The sequence below is a fragment of the Pseudomonadota bacterium genome (genome assembly GCA_026388255.1).
GTDB lineage: Bacteria > Desulfobacterota > Syntrophorhabdia > Syntrophorhabdales > Syntrophorhabdaceae > JAPLKB01.
This window is the reverse complement of sequence record JAPLKC010000103.1, coordinates 1-22,128: the sequence shown is the minus strand read 5'-3', so window position 1 is coordinate 22,128 and position 22,128 is coordinate 1. Positions and strand designations below refer to the sequence as shown.

The following is a 22,128-nucleotide window of genomic DNA, read 5'->3' as shown; positions in this document are numbered from 1 at the left end:
AGTCATCCATGTATATTGCTTTTTTAGGACATTGGTCAATGCAGGATGTACATTCGATACAGTCTTCAGGTGTCAACACCATCAGATCTCCATTATCATTTATTGAGAAGACTTCATAGGGACAGGTATCAATACACTCTCTGCAGTTGTTGCACAACTGTTTCTCAATGTATGGCCTCACCTTTCATAACTATAATGGGTTTAAAAAAAAAAATCAATGAAAAGCAACAGCATTTTGTAACATACTTTTTAAATATTGTCATTTCATAAGACGCTGTTATGCAGGTGCTTGTTGCCCCCGGGCTTACAGGGAAACGTCTTGTGATAAAAATCTCTTGACAAACAGGACGGATAAAGATAATTTCTGTATGCTTGTCACCCAAAAAAATATATTGAAACGGGGCTGTAGGTGCTTAAATCAATAAAGCTAAGGGCTTTTTTTATCGTTTTATTTCTTGTAATATCTGTTATTTACTGCCTGCCGAATATCATTGAACCAACAGGTGCATGGAAGAAATACCTCCCATCGGACAAGATACATCTGGGGCTTGATTTAAAAGGGGGGATGCATCTGCTCCTTGAACTCGATACTACCAAGATGCTTGAAAACATGGTAAACAGGAAATTTGATGCGTTAAAAGACAGTATGATACGTGATGGAATACGTTTTCTGGGACTTGATAAAAAAGAGAATTCACTCTTTATAATAATACGGGCGGAGCAAAAGGATAAACTCTACAACCTTATAGGGAAAGAATTTTCTGACATGAAAGCCGGGACAACAAAGGTTGACGGCGAGAACCTGACTATTGAATTTCTTCTGTCGGAAAAAGAATTGTCCAACATAAAAGAGAATGCCGTCCATCAGGCCCTCGAAACCATACGGAACAGGATAGATCAGTTTGGAGTCTCTGAACCTGTTATCGTCCGTCAGGGCGAAAACCAGATACTTGTTCAACTCCCCGGTATTAAAGACCCACAAAGGGCCCTGGAGTTGATAGGCAGGACAGCCCAACTTGAGTTTAAACTTGTAGATGAAGAAAATGCAGTAAGGTATACGGGAGGCATACCCCCGGAGGGCGACGAAGTCCTTACAATGAAAACAAAAAACAAGGAAACAGGCATTTCTACCACTACACAGATACTGTTAAAAAAACAGTCTCTTTTGACAGGCGAGTTGCTGACAGATGCAAGGGTAAAGATTGGCGGGGAATTCGGCGGTGAGTCCTATGTTGCTATAGAATTTAATAGTGAAGGCGCAAGATTATTCGATAAGGTAACTGCTGAAAATGTGGGCAAAAGAATAGCCATTATTCTTGACAACACAGTCTATTCTGCCCCTGTTGTGAAAGAAAGAATATCCGGTGGCAAAGCGTCCATTTCCGGTAGTTTTACAATGGATGAGGCAAAGGATCTGGCGATTGTACTACGCGCAGGTGCTCTTCCTGCGCCGGTAAAGGTTGTCCAGAATATCACTATCGGTCCCAGCCTGGGCCAGGATTCTATAAGGAAGGGCGTGCAGGCAGCAATTCTCGGTGCAATCCTCGTTGTAGCTTTTATGTTTTTTTATTACCGGTATTCGGGTATTGTTGCAAATATTGCGCTATTTCTAAATCTTTTATACCTCCTTGGCGCATTTACCGCTTTGAAGGCGACGATGACACTCCCGGGCATTGCAGGCATAATCCTTACAATGGGCATGGGGGTGGACTCCAATGTTCTGATTTTTGAGAGAATAAGGGAAGAACTCAGGCTCGGAAAAACAGTTAGAGCTGCAGTGGAAGGTGGTTACGAAAAGGCATGGGTGACAATCTTTGACTCTCATATAACAACGCTGATAACCACATTTATCCTTTTCATATTCGGCACAGGGCCGATAAAAGGTTTCGCCGTTACCTTAAGCATTGGTGTTATCGTAAACCTTTTTACTGCTGTGCTTGGTTCAAAGACTATTTTTGACTGGATTCTGGGGAAATATAAACCGAGGAGCTTAAGTATTTAATGAAATTTATTGAAATAACAAAAAAGACTAATATAGATTTCATAGGGTTGAGGAATAAAGCCTTTGTCCTGTCATTAGCACTTGTACTTCTCGGCTTGTTTTCCTTTATCATGATAGTTGTTGGTAAGGCAAATGAAAGTGTTGATTTTACGGGTGGAACCCAGTTGCAAGTAAAGTTTGAGGATCAGGTTGCTATCGGCGATCTGAGGAAGGTATTGACAGACGGTGGCATAGGTGACGTCCAGATACAGCAGGTGAGTGGAACAAAAGAGTTTTTTATCAAGACAAAGCTTTCCGATACAGAGAAAGAAAAGATTCAAGATAAACTGAGCGCACTCTTGTCCAAGGAATTCCAGGGAAAGAAATTCCAGATTCTCGGCAGCAACATGGTGGGCTCAACAGTTGGCAAAACATTGAAAAGAAATGCTGCCATCGCCGTTATTGTATCAATGTTGTGCATTATCGTATACATTGCCTGGCGGTTTACCTTTATTTTCGGTGTGGCTGCAACTATAGCGACTTTTCACGATGTACTTGCTCTCCTCGGTGTTTTTTATATACTGAACATGGAGATGAATATACTTTTTATCACAGCCCTTCTCACCATTGCCGGTTATTCCCTCACCGATACAGTCGTCGTGTTTGACAGAATCAGGGAAAATATGCCCAAGATGAAATCGAAAACAGATTTCGGCGATACGATAAATCGTAGTATCAATGAGGTATTAAGCCGGACGCTCATTACATCTCTTACTACACTCCTTGCAATAGGCGCAATTTTATTTCTAGGTGGACAGGTGCTTTTTGATTTTTCCTTTGCCCTTTTTATTGGCGTGCTTATCGGCACATATTCATCGATTTTTGTTGCCAGTCCTATAATATATGTGTGGAAAAAAAAGCTCCGTTAGTCCTTTGTAATGCCGTCAAATTCAAAACACAGATGCGGGTATTTGAATGCAGTTGAAACTTGAGGATGTCTTAAAGAGTAAAGAAAGAGAGTTAAAACTCCATCAAAGATTTTTTGATTTAAAACAGTTTTTTGAAAAGACGATTTTCTTGTCAGTCAACCTGCCCTTAAAACAACACATTGAAGACCTGAAGGCTTTAATAGAAAAGATCATACCTGATCCGAAAGACAGAACAGAAGAGATGTTTTCCGGAGAGATATTCACACTTCTTGGCACAATATATCTACACGATATAGGTCTGGTAAATAATTTTGGATTGAGTTCGACGAGAAATATATTAAGCAGCCTCGAAGGGGCCGATAAGAGGATGCTATTGAGTTATGGGATATGCGAGAAGTTAGACATCCCTGAAATGGCAATTGATATTATAAATTATTTGATCTTTTCTAATGAAATAAGAAAAATACCTGTAGAATGGGAGATCACCGAGGACGGCGGGAAGGCTATCATCAGAAACGCAAAGGTTATAGCTCATGTGTTTAACTTTTCGCATCTCATACTTGACATATTTTGCTCGGATTTGAAACACAGGAAATTCAGACGTTTTAACGAGCCCCATTTCATATTAAGACATAGTGATACGAAGGTGGATATAGACAGCAGAAAAGGGATTATTTACATAAAATATAAAGCAAAATGTCCATATGATTTACACCTTATTGAAAATGCAAAAAAATATACGGATACCATCTTCAGTACATTTAAGCGCAATGTTAATGGTAAAATTGGTCTTAATTATAAGGATATTGTCTGGGATATAACAACCGATTTTAATTTTGAAAGAGAAGTTTTCGATATGCCGAAATTCTCTCCCTACAATGAGTTTGAGGGCCCGCCCTTTGAGAGGTGGGAGAAGGCTTCTCTGATATTAGACAAGATGTTTAATTTTGGCTATGCTGTCGCTGTCGGTGGAACAACTACAGGCAAGACCACGGTGATGCGGTCTTTTATCGTTCCTCAAATGCTTTTGATCAGCCCGAATGTGTTTTACTGTGAACTGTGGGAAAAACCCGTGAGCGAGATCAAGAATATTATGTGCAAGCGACGCGGGCAACTTAATGATCCCAGTCTTGATATTGTCTCACTGTGCAATAAATTTTTAAAAGATGGTCCCCCCTGCTTTTTCATTCTCGATAATTGTGAGAGGTATACATATCTCGATAGAACCGAAAAGGAGAAACTCGACAGATTTATAAATTTTTGTTTCGAACAGGACAATGTTTACCTGATTATTTCAGGTGACAAAGAAAGCTTCTTCGAATGGAATACGCTTTTCAGCAACGCGAACGTGTCTGCAATATGTGAAATTAAACCGATAGAAGGTGCAAAGGCTATTGATGCGTTCGGAGAAAATAAGATTTTCCGGAATGAAGGTGAGCGGTTCAAACCTATAGAGTGCGAACTTATCCAGGCGAATTTGAATATATGGAGTGTGCTGGAAGATATTCTGGAGGAATTGAAAGATGAAGACGATCTGAGAAGAATAATCGCAATTTTTGCAGACAAAAATGACAGGCACATCAGGAGATATACCCTTGAAAATGTTTTTGCTGAAACAGCTATACCTCATAAAAGAATCCTTGGCTATATGGGACTTTTAAAGGAAAAAGATATATTAATAGAATATGAGTCAACAGGACAGGCATGCTATGCCTTATCAAGCAGATATCTGAAAGAGCCACTTAACAGGGTTTTAAGACTCGACGCCTTTGAGGAGAAGAGAAAAATACGTAATATACTCCAAAATTTAACTGCAAACGAAGCATTTCTTGATGTTGAGGCGTTAAAGATTCTTGAAAAATGGAAGGATGAGCTGGTCTTTTCAAAAGAAGAGATGGGACTGATTCTATCAAGTATTATCCTTCAGGCAAAGGATTATGTACCATTTTTCGAAAAGGCAAAAAGGGATGGTAAGGGGATAGATATTCAGCCTATCCTTAAATTGCTCTACATTAAGGACCCGGATAAAAGAAGTAAGGCTATAAGTCTGTTGGTTGAAATACAGGACAAGGACATGATAAATCCCTTGCTGGAACATTTGAAAAGGGAGAATGTATTTGAGATAAAAGACCTTATGATACGGGGGATGGGGCTTGCCGGGAAAAAGAGGACAATTTTTGCAATAATGGATACCTTGAAGGACATAGGCGACAGACATTTGAAATTGCGGGCCATAGAGTTTTTTTATTCGCTTCTTAACGGTAATGTTAAGAGCATACTCTCCGAATTCAGGGAAATCGAGGAAGATCCTGTCATATTAATGAAGATTGACGATCTTTTGTCAACGATCAAGGAAACCTGAGTATCCCATTCACATACAGCTTTAGCGCTTCAGGGACTACAATAGCGCCGTCTTCTGTCTGGTAATTTTCCATTACCGCCATTACTGTCCTGCCGATGGCAAGGCCGGAGCCGTTCAGTGTATGGACAAACTCTGTTTTTCCATTATCTTTCCGGTATCTGATTTTTGCCCTTCTTGCCTGGAATGTTTCAAAATTGCTGCATGATGATATTTCTCTATAAACATTTTGCCCAGGCAGCCAGACTTCGATATCATAGGTTTTTGCAGAGGAAAACCCGAGGTCGCTTGTGCAGAGTACGGAAACCCTGTAGTGTATGTTTAGTTTTTTCAACACGTCTTCTGCATCAAGCAGAAGACCTTCGAGTTCATCATAGGATGTTTCAGGCGAAGAAAACTTGACAAGTTCAACCTTATTGAACTGATGCTGGCGGGTAAGCCCTCTCGTATCCTTGCCGTGAGCCCCGGCTTCTTTCCTGAAACATGGCGTGTAAGCAACATATTTGATGGGCAACGTATCTTCCTTCAGGATTTCGTTGCTGAATATATTTGTCACAGGTACTTCGGCGGTCGGGATAAGGAAATAATCAAGCCCTTCCAGTTTAAAAAGTTCTTCTTCGAACTTGGGAAGTTGGCCGGTTCCGGTCATGGCCTCCCGGTTTACCATAAACGGCGGCAGCACCTCTGTGTACCCGTGCTCACGTGTGTGTAGATCAAGCATAAAATTAATGAGAGAGCGCTCAAGAAGCGCACCAAAGGATTTATACAGGGTAAATCTTGAGCCGGTAATCTTCGCCGCCCTTTTAAAATCCAATATGTCAAGCTTCTCGCCTATCTCCCAGTGGGGCTGTGGCTCAAAGGTGAAGACAGGCTTTTCTCCCCAGACCTTCACCACTTTATTATCTTCTTCGCTTGAACCGACAGGTACCGTGTTGTGCGGGATATTGGGGATTACCAGTATCATATCATCCCATGCCTTTTCAGTTTCTCTCAGATCCTGCTCAATGCTTTCAATATTCTTTCCCAGTGCTTTCAGGTGGTCTATCTTATCCGGGGGTATAGAACCCGACTTTTTCAATCTTGCTATCTCATTGGAAAGCTCATTTTTTTCATTTTTCATTTTTTCGGATTCCCGTATGAGTACTCTGCGCTTTTCATCCGTTACGAGAAGCCTTTCCATATCAAAAGAAGCGCCTCTTTTCTCAAGACTTTCTTTAACAAGCCCGACTTTTTCCCTGATAATCTTCGGGTCAATCATTTAGTCCTCCATTAAATCTTTTTTAAACTCAATCGGCTTATAAATATATATTACACCGTTTATGGTTTCTGTTGGATGTCCTTCAACAAGCAACTGAACTTTATTAATATTTTTAAAGTTAGATATGAATGTGTTTACGATAGCATAGGCCATGGTTATCTCCCGGTCCGGCCCTGCAGTTTTATCATTCAGGATTTCTTTTGAGAAGTTTAAATACATGACACCATCCTCATCTGTTGCGAAATCGTAAAGAGTCAATTTTTCGGGAACGCACTTCTGCCTCTTCAGCTCATTCATTATTTCATCAGTCTTTTGTTTTTCCGATATACCCAATTTAACCTCTAATGTATTCTGTACAAGTTTAACCCCCTCCTTCGGGGCAAAAATATTCAAGCTATCAGTGGCAACGGAAGATGCGTTTTTCATCGGCTCAGGGTGTTTCAAATAACTGTAAACCGTCAGAAGAACTGTAAGGGCAATTGCAACAATAAAAATAACAATAGCCAGCCTCTTGTTTATAAAGCTTTTGGGAGTATCATAAATATCGAATTTGTGCTTCATGCTTTTATTCTTCTTTGTCCAAATTATATACAACTGCCGGTTTTTTGTCTATATTGGAGGGAGCACGTTTTTACCATTGCTGAGGCTGTTGCTGAATTCATTTAAAAATTCTCCGGAGGTCATTACCCTGAAAAGTGGGTATATGGCAGAGTTTCTATAGGCATTAAGGAAATTATTGTGAATCTCTCTTTTATGTGCAGCACTCATATCTTCAAGTATTATTGTGTGGAAATCATGACAGACAGCATCAAAAGCTGTTGCAAGCACACAAAAATGGGTATTAATGCCGCCGATGGCAACAGTATCAACGCCAATTGTACGTAATGTCTGGTCAAGATCGGTCTTAAAAAAGGCACTGAATCTCCTTTTTTCGAGTACTATATCTGTGTCCTGCGGATCGAGATCAGATAGCGGCTGAGTACCCTTTGTCCCTCTGATGGCATGGGGTTTCATCCGCCCTTTAAAAATAAAATCGTCCTTCAAAAAACTGTCACAGGCGAAAATAACGGGTATAGAAATACCCCTGCATTCCTTGAGAAAGGTCTTTACATGAGGGATGATCTTTTCTTCCTCTTTTTCACCTGTTCTTACGCTGCCGTAATTGCCTTCAAGCATGTCAATGATAATAATCGCAGGGTTCAATGTTTATCTCCTTCTGTTAGTGGGGCTTGCGTCGCCCCCTCCGTCAGCAAGCTGCCGGAGCCTACCCTTCTCGCTCGCTGTGTGAGCTATTTAGTACACTGAAGCTATATAAACTCGGACACTCGCAAGCGGGTGTGGTGCCCCGGCCCCACTCTTCGCATACTGTGCATGCTAAACAACTGCCTTACAAGTCTGGCCTATGCTGTCCCCTCCACAAGCTTAACCCAGTTGGAATCTATCTTTTTTGCCCTAAAAAAAGTCTCACAAAATTGTCACGTATGTTTGATGCAACATCTTCAATGTCCTTATTCTTAATCTGTGCCAATCTTGCAATTGTATATTTTACAAAATGAGGCTCATTTCTTTTGCCCCTCTGTGGAACCGGTGTCAGAAAAGGGGCGTCCGTTTCAGCAAGGAGTCTGTCCATAGGGATATTCTTTACAACTTCTATTGCTTTTTGCGTGTTGGTATAGGTGATTGTCCCCGGTATGGAAATATAAAACCCCATATCAAGCAGTTTTTTTGCAGTATCCAGATCATAGGAATAGCAATGGATGACCCCTGATGCGTTGCCATGATATTCTCCTTGCAATATGCTCAAGGTTTCATCTTTGGCATGCCTTGAATGGATTATAACAGGGATATTCAAACTTTTTGCCATTATCAACTGATCTCTGAAAGCCTGAATCTGTGTATCCCTCGGTGAATAATTCCTGAAAAAATCGAGCCCTATTTCTCCATAGGCTACAATTTTTTTATGCGTTAAATATTGACATATGGTCTTTGCCGTTAGTACGGTGTAATCACTGCTGTTATGAGGGTGAATGCTGATGGCGCCGTATATATTATCGTATTTCTCAATGATCTCGACTACCCTCTCAAAATAACGTTCCTCAGTGCCAACGGTGAGGATATAATCGAGCCCTTCTTCTATGCTTTTTTCTATAACCTTATCTCTGTCTTGTTCAAATGTTTCCATTTCAAGATGGCAATGGGAGTCAACAAACATGTTTTTTTATAGCATATTCAACGAAAGACAATCTATAGATTTCCACAGGCGCGCACTTGTTGGTGTTAATAAGTATGATTAGCCGGGCGCCTGTTTGAGGATATGGAGGGCTTTTGCAGTAGAGACGCAATGTTTGCGTCTCTACTGCTTATATTGAAGGGGGGTTATGTGGGGCAAGGAGAGCAATTAATAACCGCTGAAGATTATAAAGGCCGTACCTTTTAATTATGTGGATATCGGTATAACAAGTCCTGCTGTTTTCTTCCAAACGGACGCACAGTCGCACCTGTCATCGATATAGTAAAGGTGGTTGCAGTAATCCTGAAACTCACACACAGATTGTCCGATTTTATCCTGGCGGCGGCATTCTGGAGATCCAGCACAAAAGGTGTTAAATGTATGTTGATGCACATTGGTCGATTCTTTAAGAGAAGGCCCTGAAAGACAACTTTCGTATGCCTCGCGAGTCGGATAAAACCCTTCAAAAGTCATCATAGAATTGTTTTTGAAAACCTTCTGTCCCATGTCGCCTCCTCTATATGCAGGATTTCAAGTATGTCTATTAAATATGTTTTGCAATAATTGTGCCCTTGTCACACCAATATAATTTAACCGGTTTCATGTCTCTAATTCTTATTTGCACTCTTCAGCAGCGTAGGAACTCTGTTGCTTACATGACATTGTATAGTGAAACAAATAAAAAATGCGGTTTACTTACATTATGTATATTACTGATATGTGACAGATATCCGTCATATAATTGACCCCTTTCAGGATAAACCTGTTACTGCAAAAGAGGGCAGAAAGAAATTCTCCGCTTACTTGCAGTTTGTTAACAAGTGATTATATTACGATTACTATTTGAGAAGTGCTCAACTTTTCATTGGAGGCAGCATGAAAGTACCGGTTGTAGTCATTGTAATCCTACTTCAGATTCTTGGTTTCCATGGTTGCAGCACAGCTCAACAGGAGGATAAAGGTACAATGAAAGTAAAAAAGGATGTCAAAACTTTAAGCAAGAATCCGGTGGATGCCAAACCCGAAAAGGGACAGCCCCCAAACTGGAAGAATTTTACAAAGCCTGACGATGCAACTTTAAAGAAAATCTTGACCCCGCTCCAGTATGAGGTAACCCAGCATGAAGGAACTGAACCGCCTTTCCGGAATGAATATAACAAAAACAAAATGGAAGGTATATATGTCGATATAGTTTCTGGAGAACCATTGTTCAGTTCCATAGATAAGTATGATTCGGGAACAGGCTGGCCGAGCTTTTCGAAACCTGTCGAACTGGACAATATTGCAACCCGGCAGGACAGGAGATTGCTCAATGTGCGGACAGAGGTGAGAAGTAAACGGGGCGATTCCCATATCGGCCATGTGTTTCCTGACGGGCCTAACCCCACAGGGCTCAGGTACTGCATGAATTCCGTTGCACTGCGATTTATCTCCAAAGAAGATCTGGAGAAGGAAGGCTACGGGGAATACAAAAAACTCTTCGAAAAAAAGTGAAAACAGGATAGAATACAATATTTTGACAATGCGACGTTTGCTGGCAATTGTTTTTGACGTGCGGGAAGTACCCATAAACAAACCCGAGGGTAAACTGCCCTGCCCCAAGCGAACAGGATATCCAAAACAAAAAATAAATGAAGTTTTAGCAACAAGCTGCGGGGAATTTACCCGCATAGATTAAACAGAATAAAAAACAGAGGTAAGTTCATGACAAAAGAATTAATGAAGCAATTGCTGGAAGTTGCAAAAGGCATTGAGCCTCCTGATACTGTTATCCGGAACGGGAAAATCATAAACGTTTTTACCAATGAGATAGAGGAAGGTCTTGCCATATCAATTAAAGACGGTTGGATTGTCTCTATCGAAAGTGATGAAAAAATCCCTGTCACAAAAGGCACAGTGGAAATAGATGCGAAGGGACTGTATCTTTGCCCGGGTTTTATTGACGCGCATACTCACCTCGACAGCATGCTGACTTTCAGCGAACTCGTTCCTTACGCAATCAGGGGAGGCACCACAACGGTTATTTCAGAAACGACAATGGCTGCAACAGCTTGCGGGATCAATGGTGTACTTTCATTCATTGAAAGCACAAAGGGATATCCGTTAAGGTGTTATTTTCTCGCACCGCCGCTTACCCCTCCTTTCCCTAAGATGGAAAGCGGTCTCGGTTTAACCCTGAAAGAGTTTAACACCCTTCTCAAGAGGGATGATTTCGTCGGTATCGGCGAAGGCTATTGGACAAGGATTATAGACGGAGATGATAGGGTGCTGAAACAGGCGTCCCTTGCCATGTCTCTTAACAAAAAACTTGACGGTCATTCCTCGGGTGCACGCAGGGATAAGCTAATCCAATACCTTCTTACAGGGATTACATCCTGCCACGAATCCGTTACCCTTGACGAAGCCCTGGAGAAGCTCAGATTTGGTGTGTATGTCATGATCAGGGAAGGTTTTGTAAGGAAGGAGTTGAAGGAACTTTCAAAACTGAAGGACTTAAATATCGATAAAAGGAGGGTAATCCTTGTTTCAGACGTCTTTGACCCGGTTATGCTCATCGAGGAAGGTTATCTTGATTCTATTGTCAGACGGGCGATAGCATACGGTTTTTCTCCGCTGGATGCGATTAAGATGACAACAATCAATCCGGCAGACTATTACGGTCTCAGGTTTGTCGGAGCTATAGCGCCATTAAGGCATGCAGACATACTTTTTCTGGAAAGCATAGAGGGGGTATCTGTTAAAAAGGTTATGTGTAACGGCAAGCTTGTTTTCTCCGATGGCCGTTTTACGGAAAAGATAGAGCCAAGCTATTACCCTGAAGGTATGAAACATACCCTTGCCCTCCAGAAGGTGAGCGAGGATGATTTCAGAATAAAGGCAAAACCGTCGAAAAATATTGTAAGGGTGGAAGAGCTTGTGAATGAGACCATCACAAAAGAACTACTGTGGGAAGCTACTGTGAAGGACGGGTTTTTACAAAATGATCTCCAAAACGACATTGCATATGCTGCCGTGATACATCGCAATGATAAGAAACGGATGGGAAAGGGTTTTGTAAAGGGAACAGGCATTAAAGACGGTGCGATTGCAACAACGCTTATCTGGGATACATGCAATATCCTTGTTATCGGGAGCAGCGAACTGGATATGAAGGAAGCGGTCAACAGGCTCATAGATGTGCAGGGTGGGGTGGTTATATCGAGAGCAGGCAAGGTTATCTACGAATTTCCTATGCCTGTTTACGGGCTTATACCGCTTGACCCAATGGAAATGCTTAGGGATAAAATAAAGTCCCTCGATGAAGCCATGAAGGCAATAGGGTCATTGATAAAACGTCCCTTTCTGACTGTTCAGACAATACCCTTTACAGGTCTGCCCTTCTTCAGAATAACGGATAAAGGGCTTGCTGATATGAAAAGCAAGCGGTTAGTCTCTCTTTTTGTAAAATAGATTCACAGTGGTAAGCCCCGGGAATAGCATATTGTATGCCGGATGACCCATGGATATTGGCCTTTAAATTATTTTTTTGCAAAATTATCCTTTGAGACTAAAAGCTTGCAGTCCTGTATAACGAAAAAGTATATAATATGATTGACTTTTGAGTATATAATATGATTGACTTTTGGAACTATTTCCATTATCTTATATACCATTGAACAGCGGGGTGGAGCAGTTTGGTAGCTCGTCGGGCTCATAACCCGAAGGTCACTGGTTCAAATCCGGTCCCCGCAACCAAACAAATCCAGGGGTTAGCCATTTTGGCTAACCCCTTTTTTATTTGATTGTGATAAAATTGTGATAAATTCATCCAATTTTTCAACACCAGGTCTCAAACTTTCAGAGCAATGGTGGGCATATCGCTTAATCATCGAGATGTCTTTCCATCTTCCTAACTTTTGAACGGTGTACAGATCAACACCCGTTTGAACAAGTCTCGTGGCAAATGTATGACGCAAATCATGAAATCGTAAATTTTCAATTTTGGCATTTTTACAAACTCTGTAAAAAGTGCGCAAAAGGTTACGTGCGTCAATCTTATTGCCTTGCCCGTTGAAGAATACATAATTGTTATCGAGTTGCCTTATTCGCATCCGAGTCTTGAGAATTTCCATTGCATTTCTGTTTAAGGGTAAAGTATCTTTTTCCTTATTTTTTTGCTCAGATATATACAGCGTTTTCCTGAATATATCTATCTGAGACCATTTGAGGCTTAATATCTCTCCCTGCCGAAGGCCTGTGTTTACCGCTAACACAATGATTTCCTTTAGCCATACCGGTGATTCTGCAAGCAGTTTTGCTTCTTCTTCATGGGTTAGCCATCGATCCATAGTGTTATTAACCTCTGGTCTTGATACCTTCTTTACAGGGTTATCGTGAATTAATTCCCACTCATTAACCGCCATTTTGAAGGCATGGCCGAGAAGCACGAGTTCGTTGACCACGGTTTTGGGAGCTGCCCCTTCCTCTAATCTTTTGTTTTTATATTCAGATATGATACTGGGGACAATTTGTGTCAGCGTAAGACCGCCAAAGTGTTCTATAAGATGGTTAGACAAACTTCTGTCTCTTACATGTGATTTTGGAGTCTTGTTTTTCGAGGAATGTTCCCTCATATATTTTGTCATCAAGTCCTCAAACACCATTGTTGTTCCGGGCAACTTCTCAAACCACTTCCCTTCATTAACCTCTGTCATAATCTTGTGATAAATCTTCTCTGCCAATTTTTTATCATTTGTTTCAGTTGAATGTCTTACCTGTTTCCCATTGTGTGAAAAACTGATCCACCATGTTTGGCCTCTTTTAAATAATCCCATTATTTGCCTCCTTTCCGAAGGCCCTTAACATGGTCTGATTTCCCGGCAAAATTATAACCTTTGCCATGCGCCTCGTCAATTGCCTTTCTAACGATCGAGGTAATACCCCCTTTTTCCTGCTCATTAAGTTTTCTGTGATTCGTCTCTTTTCTATTGGTTCTTGCGATTGTCTTTACTGATGGCTGTCTCTTTGATTCCATCCATGCATCTATGTCCTCTTTCTTAAACCTCAGTAAGCTTCCCACCTTGTAATGAGGTATCTCAGATACCCTTGCATAAAGAGTACTGATCTTGACACTGAGGTACTGAGATACCTCTTCAATTGTGAGAAATCCTTTTTCCATGTGTTTCACCCTGATGAGGTTTCAGTGGAATGTGTTATATATTTGCCGGCCAACAGTTCTGTCATCAATGCCACGATACACCCGTGGAACATTCCGCATCTCATTTTACTCCACCGTAGGCACAAGATAGTGCAGGGTAATAAAACTCCTTCTGTGCCCCATTTCCTTGCTTACAATTGTGAGAGCTTCCTCATAAGTGAAGCCTTTGTCCATGCACTTCTTGAATCTCGTATGGGCATAGTTCCACCTGAAGCCGTGGGTGCTCTGATAGGTTTGGCCGGTTTGGGAGGCAGCCGTCATAAGTGCACGCCGGTAAGAATTCACATCGATCGAGAATAAACCTCGATCTGATATGGAGCCCCGCAGTTCATCATATGTTTCCGGCAGTATCCGGATATCCCTTGGAAGCCCTCCCTTCGTGTTCATCAAATGGATAACACCTCTCGGCTCCTGTGTTATGGTATCAATATCCATTCCTCTCATCTGGCTTTCTTTTAGCAGCGAGACCTCGTGGATACGCGCTCCTCCTTGAACCTGGATGAGACCACATAGCTTTTGCATACCGTCCAGTGCATTAATAATGGCATAGGGGTTCCGGTAGGCACGTGCATGTTCCTTTTTAATCAGTGTCTTCCGGGCAATCTCTGATGCCTCATTGATGGCAGAATCAAAACAATACATAACACCCAGGCCATGCTTGAAAGAAAAGAGATTCAATGCCCGTTCGAATTTTTGCAGGGCGGAAGATTCTAACTGGAATGTACTATATGCCACCTGCCGTTCAATTTTTTGGCACAGGTAGTCCTTGATATGGTCTGGGGTTATATTCTCGATTTTTTTTACGCCGTGGGAATGCCGTATATATGATGCACATTGGTGCCATATATCCAGATAAGCTCCGGCTGTTGCATAGCTGAATATCCCTATTTGTTTTGATACGTCATGTGAGCCTCTGTTTCCTTTTGATCTGGCTAACTGCTTCGCACAGTGCTTACTTTGACCCGGAACAAAAATACCTGACTCGTTGAATACTGCTAAGATTTGATAATGTATACTTCCACGCATGGTTGCCTCCTTAAGTTTTTTAACCGATATTTCTTTACCCCTCGGTCTACAGGACAAACTCTGGTTAAATACATCCGAACTTTTTTTGGTGTGTTCGCGTAACACTTGATGGTCTTTTTTCATTGGAATAGCCACTGTTGAAGACCGTGAAGAAACAAGCATATGGCTATATGTTTTAATCGCACCGAGTATTTCAGGTGTGTAATTAATTTTCGCTGTTCTTCGGAGAAGGACAGTTTAGGTTATGTATTTTGATTGTTGGCAATGTGCCTTCTGTACATGTTTATACCTAATATCTTGACAAGTGTGTAATACACACATAAACTACACGTCAAGGAGGTATAAACATGTACGACTATGATCTGAATTATATCTATGAGATCACCGGCCTCTCAGATACAGAACGCCGGTCCTTGATCAACTACTATGCCAGGCTGCCCGAACCTGTCAGAATAGAGGCCCACAAGATCCAGACAGACCTTATGCGACAGATGAAAACAGGACAAAGAATCAAAGAAAAACAGGCAGAGTTTACCTATGCCATGCTTGTCCTGGCTTTGAGAAAGATGAAGCGTATCGAGACAGGAGAGTATGTCGGAGCCGGCATGGAGAAGATCAGGGACATGAGGGCGGGCAGAATCATGGCTGCGAAGAAGAAAAAGACAAGCAGGATCAAAGATCTCATTGAATTACGGTACTATGCCCTCATAACGCAGCTCAGGGAGAAGGAGCTGGGGTGGAGGGAAATAGCCAAGTACCTTGAAAAATATCATAAATCAAAGATTACCTTCTCCTATTTGCGCCAATGTTACGAACAGATAACGCTTGAACACAAAATGCGTGGAGAAGAATGATGAGTTCTTTTGACAGCATGTTGTGTGCCGTCAAAGGGTATGTTTTTGTTGATGAAGAAGGGCGTACCCTACATATTGTCTTATGCTCCCTGATTAATTAAAGGTGAAAATTATATTGAGAACTTGCTAAATGTTGAGTATTTTAGTTGCCCACGAATGCGGCGGCATACTTTGCGGAACAAGGTGTCCATTATTAGATAAACCTTGACCATATTATAAATGATGTAATTGAAAATTTGTCTAATCGTACTCCTCTGCTTGAGAGGAATTGAAAAATATATTTCGAAATTCTACTGAAGATACTGTAACTTGAAAAGTTTATTCTATAGTGGGGAGAAATGTCAAGAAATTTTATCTCCCTTTAAAGTCAACAAAAATTCCATACCTTTCGGCAGAGAAAACTCCATACCTGAGCCAAAAAATATTCAGTAATATCACCTCTTCTTTTCTTTAAGTTTTTTGTCCTAGTATCCACATTGTAGATAAACTGTTCCTCCAGAAAGATATCCTTTCGCAAGCTACTGTTTTTGTTCCGTATTGATCAAATATCCTAATAACCTGGCGAAATGCATCATTCATCATCTGTGGTGTTAGGCCTTTAAAGGGAATGGATATTGATGAAGCAAGGATCATACCTTATCTAACCGTACCTGTGGAAAACAGAAAACCTCTGAAACATGTGGTGAGCATCTTCAAAAAGAACAGGCTGATAAAAAAGGCGGCAATTGAAATAACAAAAGAATTGGCAGTGCTCAAAATAACTTACTTTATGAGGAGGCAACAAATAGCACAGCTTACGAAATCATGTGAACAGAGTCAAACTCAATAATAACAAAAGGGGAAGGTGCATAAAGACCTTCCCTGACTTATTCAAGGATGGGGAACCAATGAACAGATACAACAAAAAAGTCTATATCAGCATTTACTGCAAAATCTACACAGAGAATTTTAGCCATGAGATGATCGACAGATACGCCACCGGAAAGGAAATTTATAATTTCCTATTAAAAGACGCTGAATGCTGCCTGCCTATGAAGGGTGACTATAACCTCTGGTATCTTGGTTCCAATGAGAAGTTCGGGAGCATTATTTACAAAGAAAAAGTCTGGAAATGGGGTTACGGGGAATCGTCCTTCGACACGGTTAAGGAGTTCACCAACACTGTTTATCAGGACGGATTATTCACAGAGAAACAATACAGGCATCTGTCAAATAAAATTGAGGAAGGACGCAAGATTAACAATATGTATCTTATTGGCGATTATCTTGCTCAAAAACCAATCAATAAAAAAAGAAGAAGGAATGGAGAAAGATTCTACGGTAGATGCACTGAAAAAGACCTGGAGAGAAGGTTACTGAATACTGGTGAGATGCAACAGAGTTCAGCCTGAGAGTGAAGGTAGTATTAAAGGGAAAACAAGATGGGGCAAAGGGTGAAGAAGACTCTTTGCCCTTTCAATTTAATAAGCATTCTATATGGCTACAAAAGGCTGTCGATATATCCCTTTACTGAATTCTTGAACAAGTCCAGCTCACTATGTATCCCATCAACAAGCGGTTTTAATTCATCCCAACGTAAGGGAAAACCGTAAGAATGAATAAAAAAATGCCTGAAGGAAAGATAGTTCGACAAATCATTATATAGTTCATCAGACAAAATGCCTTTTTCAGCCGAGGATTTTAATAGATGTTTGTGCCAGGTTGAGGTTTCCTTGATTTCGTTTTTTTCATAAATAAGTATTCTTTTCAGTATGTTTTCAATGCCATTGTAAAAGTTGTGGATAAAAGTAGCGATTGCTGCAAGTTCTGCCGTTGAATATTCTGTTTTGTCAGGGACTACCACAATAAAAATTTCAGAGATGACAACATCAATATTGTCAAACTCAGCTTCGCAATATTTTCTAAGCTGCTGTTTTGTCATAGATGATCTTCCCTTCGTTCATGATAATCTTCTTGAATTTAGTCATGCTGCCGGAAAGGTCTATCAAATCCACGTTTTTTGACATTGATCTGAATAGTTCTCCATAGAATTTAAAGAAATTACCTTTTGGAACACCGCTGACCGCAAAATCATAATCATTTACATCTACGGGAGCTTTACTTAGCGATGAACCTATTAAATAGAGTTTTCTAACTCTATATTTCCGTGCTATCTCGACTGCCTTTTCAAGCTCTTCCTTGGGGATCATGATTGCTCCTCCTGGTTATAATTACACCACTGTCAAATCGAAAAACATCTATGAGCCATAATTTACCACAAATACAAAATGTTATGAATGGAAATCAATCAGCAATGTTACATAAAAATAATTTTGTATCGGTGACATACTGTTGTCACTCTTATCTGCTATACTTATTTATAAAGGAGGGTTATCATGCCACAATATACCTTTAAAATAAACAATCTGGAAAGCCGGACAGTTGATGCCTTTGACCTTGTTGATGCCTTGGAAAGATCTGGTATAGCAAAAGGTGATCCTTATGAACTTGTAGAAGAGGATGATTTTGAGAATAAGTGTTTATTGTCTGCAATCACTGATGAGATGTTGTTTGGGGAATGAGAAGAAAGAAGATATCAACCGTTGCAAATATCTTTTCTATACCATGCGCATTCGAGATAGCTAATTGAATACCGCGATGAAATGAGCAAGTGCCTGATAGCTCGTTTTCTGATTCTGCACAGTCTGGGTGTTCTTCCTGAAGCAACAGTTTTGACGAAATAGGAATTATACTCACTTTCGCATGGCAATAAATATCTCTTGTGTTTTTTCGATGTTTCTCTGCTATAATCAAATATAGATATATTGATGGAGATAAAATAATGTGTTTTTCTTCATCCCCCCCCCCCCCCCCCGAATCTTTTTCGCCTTTTGCGAGGTGCGAGAATTGAGAGGAGTCAGGATATGACAGAGATAAATAATGTTGACAAAGCGGAAACAGAATCCCGAATCCGTCATCCGAGACTTATAAGCCTACGCTGCAAGATAGCAATTCCTTCTACACCCCTGGTTATTTTAAATGAGCTTGATAAGATGTCTTTAACTGGTCACTATCAGAAATCAGCAATCCGAAGGGAGGGAACAATTATGATAAAAGCAAGAAAAAGAAGCAAGCCAAAAGAATCAATAGTAACGCTTGATTCCAGGGTAAGCGAGGCGGTTGAGACTCCGACGGAGGCAGATGAGCATACCATTTCTGAAGGCGCTTTTCCCATCGTGGGCATAGGCGCATCCGCCGGGGGGCTGGCGGCCTTCGAGGCCTTCTTCTCCGGTATGCCCGCTGACATTGATCCCGGGATGGCCTTTGTCCTGGTGCAGCATCTGGCGCCTCAGGCGCTACACACACATGGAGGTCTTTGAGGTCGAAGACGGGATGAAGGTTAAGCCCAACTGCGCCTATATCATCCCCCCAAACCACGACATGGCGTTTCTCAACAACGCCCTCCAATTGCTGGAGCCCGGCGCGCCCCGCGGGCAGCGCCTGCCCATTGACTTCTTCTTCCGTTCCCTTGCCCAGGACCAGCATGAGCGGGCCATCTGCATCGTCCTCTCCGGCACGGGCAGCGACGGCACTGCAGGATTGCGGGCTATTAAAGGCGCGGGCGGCATGGTCATGGTCCAGAACCCCGCATCCACGGAGTACAACGGCATGCCGCGGAGCGCCATTGCTACCGGCCTGGTGGACTACGAGCTGCCGCCGGCGGAGATGCCCGCCCAGCTCATCGCTTATGTAGCCCATGCCTTCGGCAAGCCCCCCCGGCCCGCCACCGGCCCGGCGCCCGAGAACACACTGAAAAAGGTCTTCATCCTGCTCCGTGCCCAGACCGGCCACGACTTTTCCCAGTACAAGCAGAGTACAGTTAACCGCCGCATCGAACGGCGCATGGCCGTCCACCAGATTGAAACCATGGACGGGTATATCAGGTATCTGCAGCAGACACCGGCAGAAGTAGAAGCGCTCTTTCGCGATTTTCTGATAGGGGTCACCAGCTTTTTCCGCGACCCCGAGGCCTTCCGTGCCCTCGAGGAGCAGATCATCCCGAAGCTCTTTGCAGGCAAACCTGCGGACGCGGTAATACGCGTCTGGGTACCGGGCTGCTCCACCGGCGAGGAAGCCTATTCCCTCGCCATCCTCCTCGCTGAACGTCAGGAGGCGATGAAGCAGAGTTACAAGGTGCAGGTCTTTGCCACCGACATTGACAGCCATGCAATTGCCACGGCCCGGGCCGGCATCTATCCGGCCGGCATCGCCGCTGACATCTCACAAGAGCGCCTGACGCGTTTTTTCATTGCCGAGCCCGGCGGCGGCGCCTACCGCATCCATAAAGGCATCCGCGACATGCTGGTCTTTTCCGACCAGAATGTGATCAAAAACCCGCCCTTTTCCAGGATCGACCTCATCAGTTGCCGCAACCTCCTGATCTATCTGAACGGGGCATTGCAGAACAAGCTCATCCCCATGTTTTATTATGCCCTGTCCCCGGGCGGTTTTCTCTTCCTGGGCACTTCCGAGACCGTGGGCGAATTTATGGACCTCTTTGCGACAATGGACCACAAATTGAAGCTCTATCAGCGCAGGGAAGACATCCACGGTACGCAACGTGCGGCTATGGGCCGGTTTCTGCCGCCCTTGACTGCGATAGATGTGGTGCTCCCCCGGACCGCAGGAAAGACAGCCGGTCTCAAGAAGGCGCCGCTACGGGAGCTGACCGAACAGGCGCTCTTGCAGCAGGTCGCCCCGACGGGCGCGCTCGTCAACGGTTATGGCGACATCCTCTACCTCCATGGCCGCACCGGCCTGTACCTGGAACTGAGCCCGGGCGAGGCGGGCATCAACAACATCCTCAAGATGGCCCGGGAAGGACTGCGACGCGACCTGACCACAGCCTTGCACAAAGCAGTGGGGATACATGAAATCGTGCGCTGTCCGGGCCTGCGCGTTAGAACCAACGGCGACTTCACCATAGTCAATCTGACGGTCTGCCCGGTAACAACAGGCCCTGCCGCAACGCCTGAAGCGCCCCTCTATCTGGTTATCCTGGAGCAAGCCCCGCCCTTTGACCCCGAGGAGATGCAGCAGGCAGCCGCCCTGCAAGCCGGTGCAATGGCGGACGGCCATGGCATTGATGTTGACGCACGGGTCATTGTGCTCAAAAAGGAACTGTGGGCCAAGGAAGAATATCTAAAGGCTGCCAACGAAGAGCTGGAGACCTCCAACGAAGAACTCAAATCCTCCAATGAGGAGATGCAGTCGGTCAACGAAGAATTGCAATCCACCAACGAAGAACTTGAGACCTCCAAGGAGGAATTGCAGTCGCTCAACGAGGAACTGGCAACAGTCAACGCTGAGCTGAACACCAAGATGGCAGACCTGTCCCGTGCCAACAATGACATGAACAATCTCCTGGCCGGCACGGGCATCGGCACCATCTTTGTAGATCACAAGCTGCACATTCTGCGCTTCACCCCCGCTGTTTCGCGGATTGTCAACCTGATCCTGAGCGACATAGGGCGGCCCGTGGGCCACATTGTCTCCAACCTGGCGGGCTACGACCGTCTTGTGGCGGACACTCAGGCAGTACTCAGCACCCTGATCCCCAAAGAGTGTGAAGTCCGGACCCAGGCGGGCGAGTGGTACGAAATGCGCATTCTGCCCTACCGCACGATGGACAACGTGATCGAAGGTGCGGTGATCACCTTTTTTGACATCACTGAGATGAAAAGGACGCAGGAAGCGTTGCGGAAAGCCAATGAGCAGCACCGGCTGGCCGTGGTAGTGCGCGACGCGTACGATGCAATCACCGTGCAGGACCTGGATGGCCGTATCCTGGGCTGGAATCCGGCGGCGGAGAAGATGTACGGCTGGAGCGAAAGCGAGGCGCTCTCCATGAATATCCGTGACCTGATCCCAAAGGGGCTCCGGGAGGACGCATTGGCTAAGGTACATCAGCTTAGCTTGGCTGAAATTCTGGAGCCGTATAACACGCAACGGATTACCAAAGATGGCACTGTCGTGGAGGTTTGGATGACTGCCACTGCTTTGGTGAATGATGTAGGGCATATGTATGCGGTTACGACAACGGAGAGGGCAAAGGCATTCAGGATTGATCGAAGGATGACGGTGCACAATGAGTAATATGGATGATCGACCTAACCCGACTTAGCGGATTCGACCCTAAAAATCGTTAATTTCATTTTTCTGGTCATGTAGTTTCAATGGGTTACAAGCCAGTTACCCCCTAAAACCGCTGTAGTGAAGACCTACCCCCTTTTCAGAAATATGGGGTAGATGGTA

General features: G+C 43.2%; 19 protein-coding genes, 1 tRNA gene and 2 pseudogenes. 12 read left to right on the top strand and 10 right to left on the bottom strand.

The genetic code is table 11. From position 1 onward, the window contains the following. Positions 1-409: 409 nt before the first annotated feature. From secD to NT178_15985, 3 genes are read left to right on the top strand one after another with little or no spacing between them, the layout of a single operon-like run. The gene (secD, locus tag NT178_15995; protein ID MCX5814024.1) at positions 410-2,002 is read left to right on the top strand and encodes a protein translocase subunit SecD; all 1,593 of its coding nucleotides are present in this window, start codon (positions 410-412) and stop codon (positions 2,000-2,002) included. Then, positions 2,002-2,910 (top strand): protein translocase subunit SecF, encoded by a 909-nt coding sequence (gene secF / locus NT178_15990; GenBank protein ID MCX5814023.1) that lies wholly within the window; start codon positions 2,002-2,004, stop codon positions 2,908-2,910. The genes secD and secF overlap by 1 nt, the downstream gene beginning before the upstream one ends. Positions 2,911-2,956: 46 nt before the next feature. Next, entirely contained in the window at positions 2,957-5,272 is a 2,316-nt protein-coding gene (locus NT178_15985) for a hypothetical protein (protein MCX5814022.1), read from the top strand. Here the strand turns inward: NT178_15985 and serS are convergent. The 5 genes from serS to NT178_15960 form a co-directional block, all read right to left on the bottom strand. Further along, entirely contained in the window at positions 5,259-6,527 is a 1,269-nt protein-coding gene (serS, locus tag NT178_15980) for a serine--tRNA ligase (protein ID MCX5814021.1), read from the bottom strand. The genes NT178_15985 and serS overlap by 14 nt on opposite strands. Continuing rightward, positions 6,528-6,953 (bottom strand): GerMN domain-containing protein, encoded by a 426-nt coding sequence (locus tag NT178_15975; protein MCX5814020.1) that lies wholly within the window; start codon positions 6,951-6,953, stop codon positions 6,528-6,530. It lies immediately after the preceding gene. Positions 6,954-7,136: 183 nt separating this feature from the next. After that, a complete protein-coding gene (locus tag NT178_15970; GenBank protein MCX5814019.1) occupies positions 7,137-7,730 on the bottom strand; it encodes a cysteine hydrolase in 594 nt (197 codons plus the stop codon). Between the two features lie 235 nt (positions 7,731-7,965). Then, the gene (locus NT178_15965; protein MCX5814018.1) at positions 7,966-8,739 is read right to left on the bottom strand and encodes a TatD family hydrolase; all 774 of its coding nucleotides are present in this window, start codon (positions 8,737-8,739) and stop codon (positions 7,966-7,968) included. A 225-nt stretch (positions 8,740-8,964) separates the two neighbouring features. After that, complete coding sequence (locus tag NT178_15960) at positions 8,965-9,264, bottom strand: hypothetical protein (protein MCX5814017.1); 300 nt, start codon at positions 9,262-9,264, stop codon at positions 8,965-8,967. Positions 9,265-9,633: 369 nt separating this feature from the next. Between NT178_15960 and msrB the strand changes: the two genes are divergently transcribed. From msrB to NT178_15940, 4 genes and pseudogenes are all read left to right on the top strand, one after another. Further along, positions 9,634-10,251, top strand: a complete 618-nt coding sequence (gene msrB / locus NT178_15955) for a peptide-methionine (R)-S-oxide reductase MsrB (protein ID MCX5814016.1) — start codon at positions 9,634-9,636, stop codon at positions 10,249-10,251. A 354-nt stretch (positions 10,252-10,605) separates the two neighbouring features. Beyond that, positions 10,606-11,514 (top strand): annotated as a pseudogene (locus NT178_15950) (amidohydrolase family protein). A gap of 66 nt (positions 11,515-11,580) precedes the next feature. Further along, on the top strand, positions 11,581-12,207 hold the full coding sequence (locus tag NT178_15945) for a hypothetical protein (GenBank protein MCX5814015.1): 627 nt from the start codon (positions 11,581-11,583) through the stop codon (positions 12,205-12,207). A gap of 208 nt (positions 12,208-12,415) precedes the next feature. Continuing rightward, positions 12,416-12,492, top strand: a tRNA-Met gene (locus NT178_15940). A 14-nt stretch (positions 12,493-12,506) separates the two neighbouring features. Here NT178_15940 and NT178_15935 read toward each other — a convergent pair. From NT178_15935 to NT178_15925, 3 genes are all read right to left on the bottom strand, one after another. Then, a complete protein-coding gene (locus NT178_15935) occupies positions 12,507-13,571 on the bottom strand; it encodes a site-specific integrase (protein ID MCX5814014.1) in 1,065 nt (354 codons plus the stop codon). Beyond that, positions 13,571-13,915, bottom strand: a complete 345-nt coding sequence (locus NT178_15930; protein MCX5814013.1) for a helix-turn-helix domain-containing protein — start codon at positions 13,913-13,915, stop codon at positions 13,571-13,573. The genes NT178_15935 and NT178_15930 overlap by 1 nt, the downstream gene beginning before the upstream one ends. A 105-nt stretch (positions 13,916-14,020) precedes the next feature. Beyond that, on the bottom strand, positions 14,021-14,980 hold the full coding sequence (locus NT178_15925) for a hypothetical protein (protein ID MCX5814012.1): 960 nt from the start codon (positions 14,978-14,980) through the stop codon (positions 14,021-14,023). A 347-nt stretch (positions 14,981-15,327) separates the two neighbouring features. Between NT178_15925 and NT178_15920 the strand changes: the two genes are divergently transcribed. The 3 genes from NT178_15920 (at position 15,328) to NT178_15910 (ending at position 17,225) form a co-directional block, all read left to right on the top strand. Then, entirely contained in the window at positions 15,328-15,834 is a 507-nt protein-coding gene (locus tag NT178_15920; protein ID MCX5814011.1) for a hypothetical protein, read from the top strand. A gap of 607 nt (positions 15,835-16,441) precedes the next feature. Further along, on the top strand, positions 16,442-16,663 hold the full coding sequence (locus NT178_15915; protein ID MCX5814010.1) for a hypothetical protein: 222 nt from the start codon (positions 16,442-16,444) through the stop codon (positions 16,661-16,663). Positions 16,664-16,721: 58 nt separating this feature from the next. After that, a complete protein-coding gene (locus NT178_15910) occupies positions 16,722-17,225 on the top strand; it encodes a hypothetical protein (GenBank protein ID MCX5814009.1) in 504 nt (167 codons plus the stop codon). Between the two features lie 89 nt (positions 17,226-17,314). On the opposite strand, the gene NT178_15905 is transcribed toward NT178_15910, so the two are convergent. Both NT178_15905 and NT178_15900 read right to left on the bottom strand, forming a co-directional pair. Continuing rightward, positions 17,315-17,755: a hypothetical protein gene (locus NT178_15905; GenBank protein MCX5814008.1), complete on the bottom strand. Its 441-nt coding sequence runs from the start codon at positions 17,753-17,755 to the stop codon at positions 17,315-17,317. Next, positions 17,736-18,023, bottom strand: coding sequence for a nucleotidyltransferase domain-containing protein (locus tag NT178_15900; GenBank protein ID MCX5814007.1), 288 nt, complete (start codon positions 18,021-18,023; stop codon positions 17,736-17,738). Before NT178_15900 ends, NT178_15905 begins: the two co-directional genes overlap by 20 nt. Positions 18,024-18,209: 186 nt before the next feature. Here NT178_15900 and NT178_15895 point away from each other — a divergent pair, with 186 nt between their 5' ends. Together NT178_15895 and NT178_15890 are read left to right on the top strand one after the other, a co-directional pair. Then, positions 18,210-18,395, top strand: a complete 186-nt coding sequence (locus NT178_15895; GenBank protein ID MCX5814006.1) for a hypothetical protein — start codon at positions 18,210-18,212, stop codon at positions 18,393-18,395. Positions 18,396-18,920: 525 nt separating this feature from the next. Continuing rightward, positions 18,921-21,969 (top strand): annotated as a pseudogene (locus NT178_15890) (PAS domain-containing protein). The last annotated feature ends 159 nt before the right edge of the window (positions 21,970-22,128 follow it).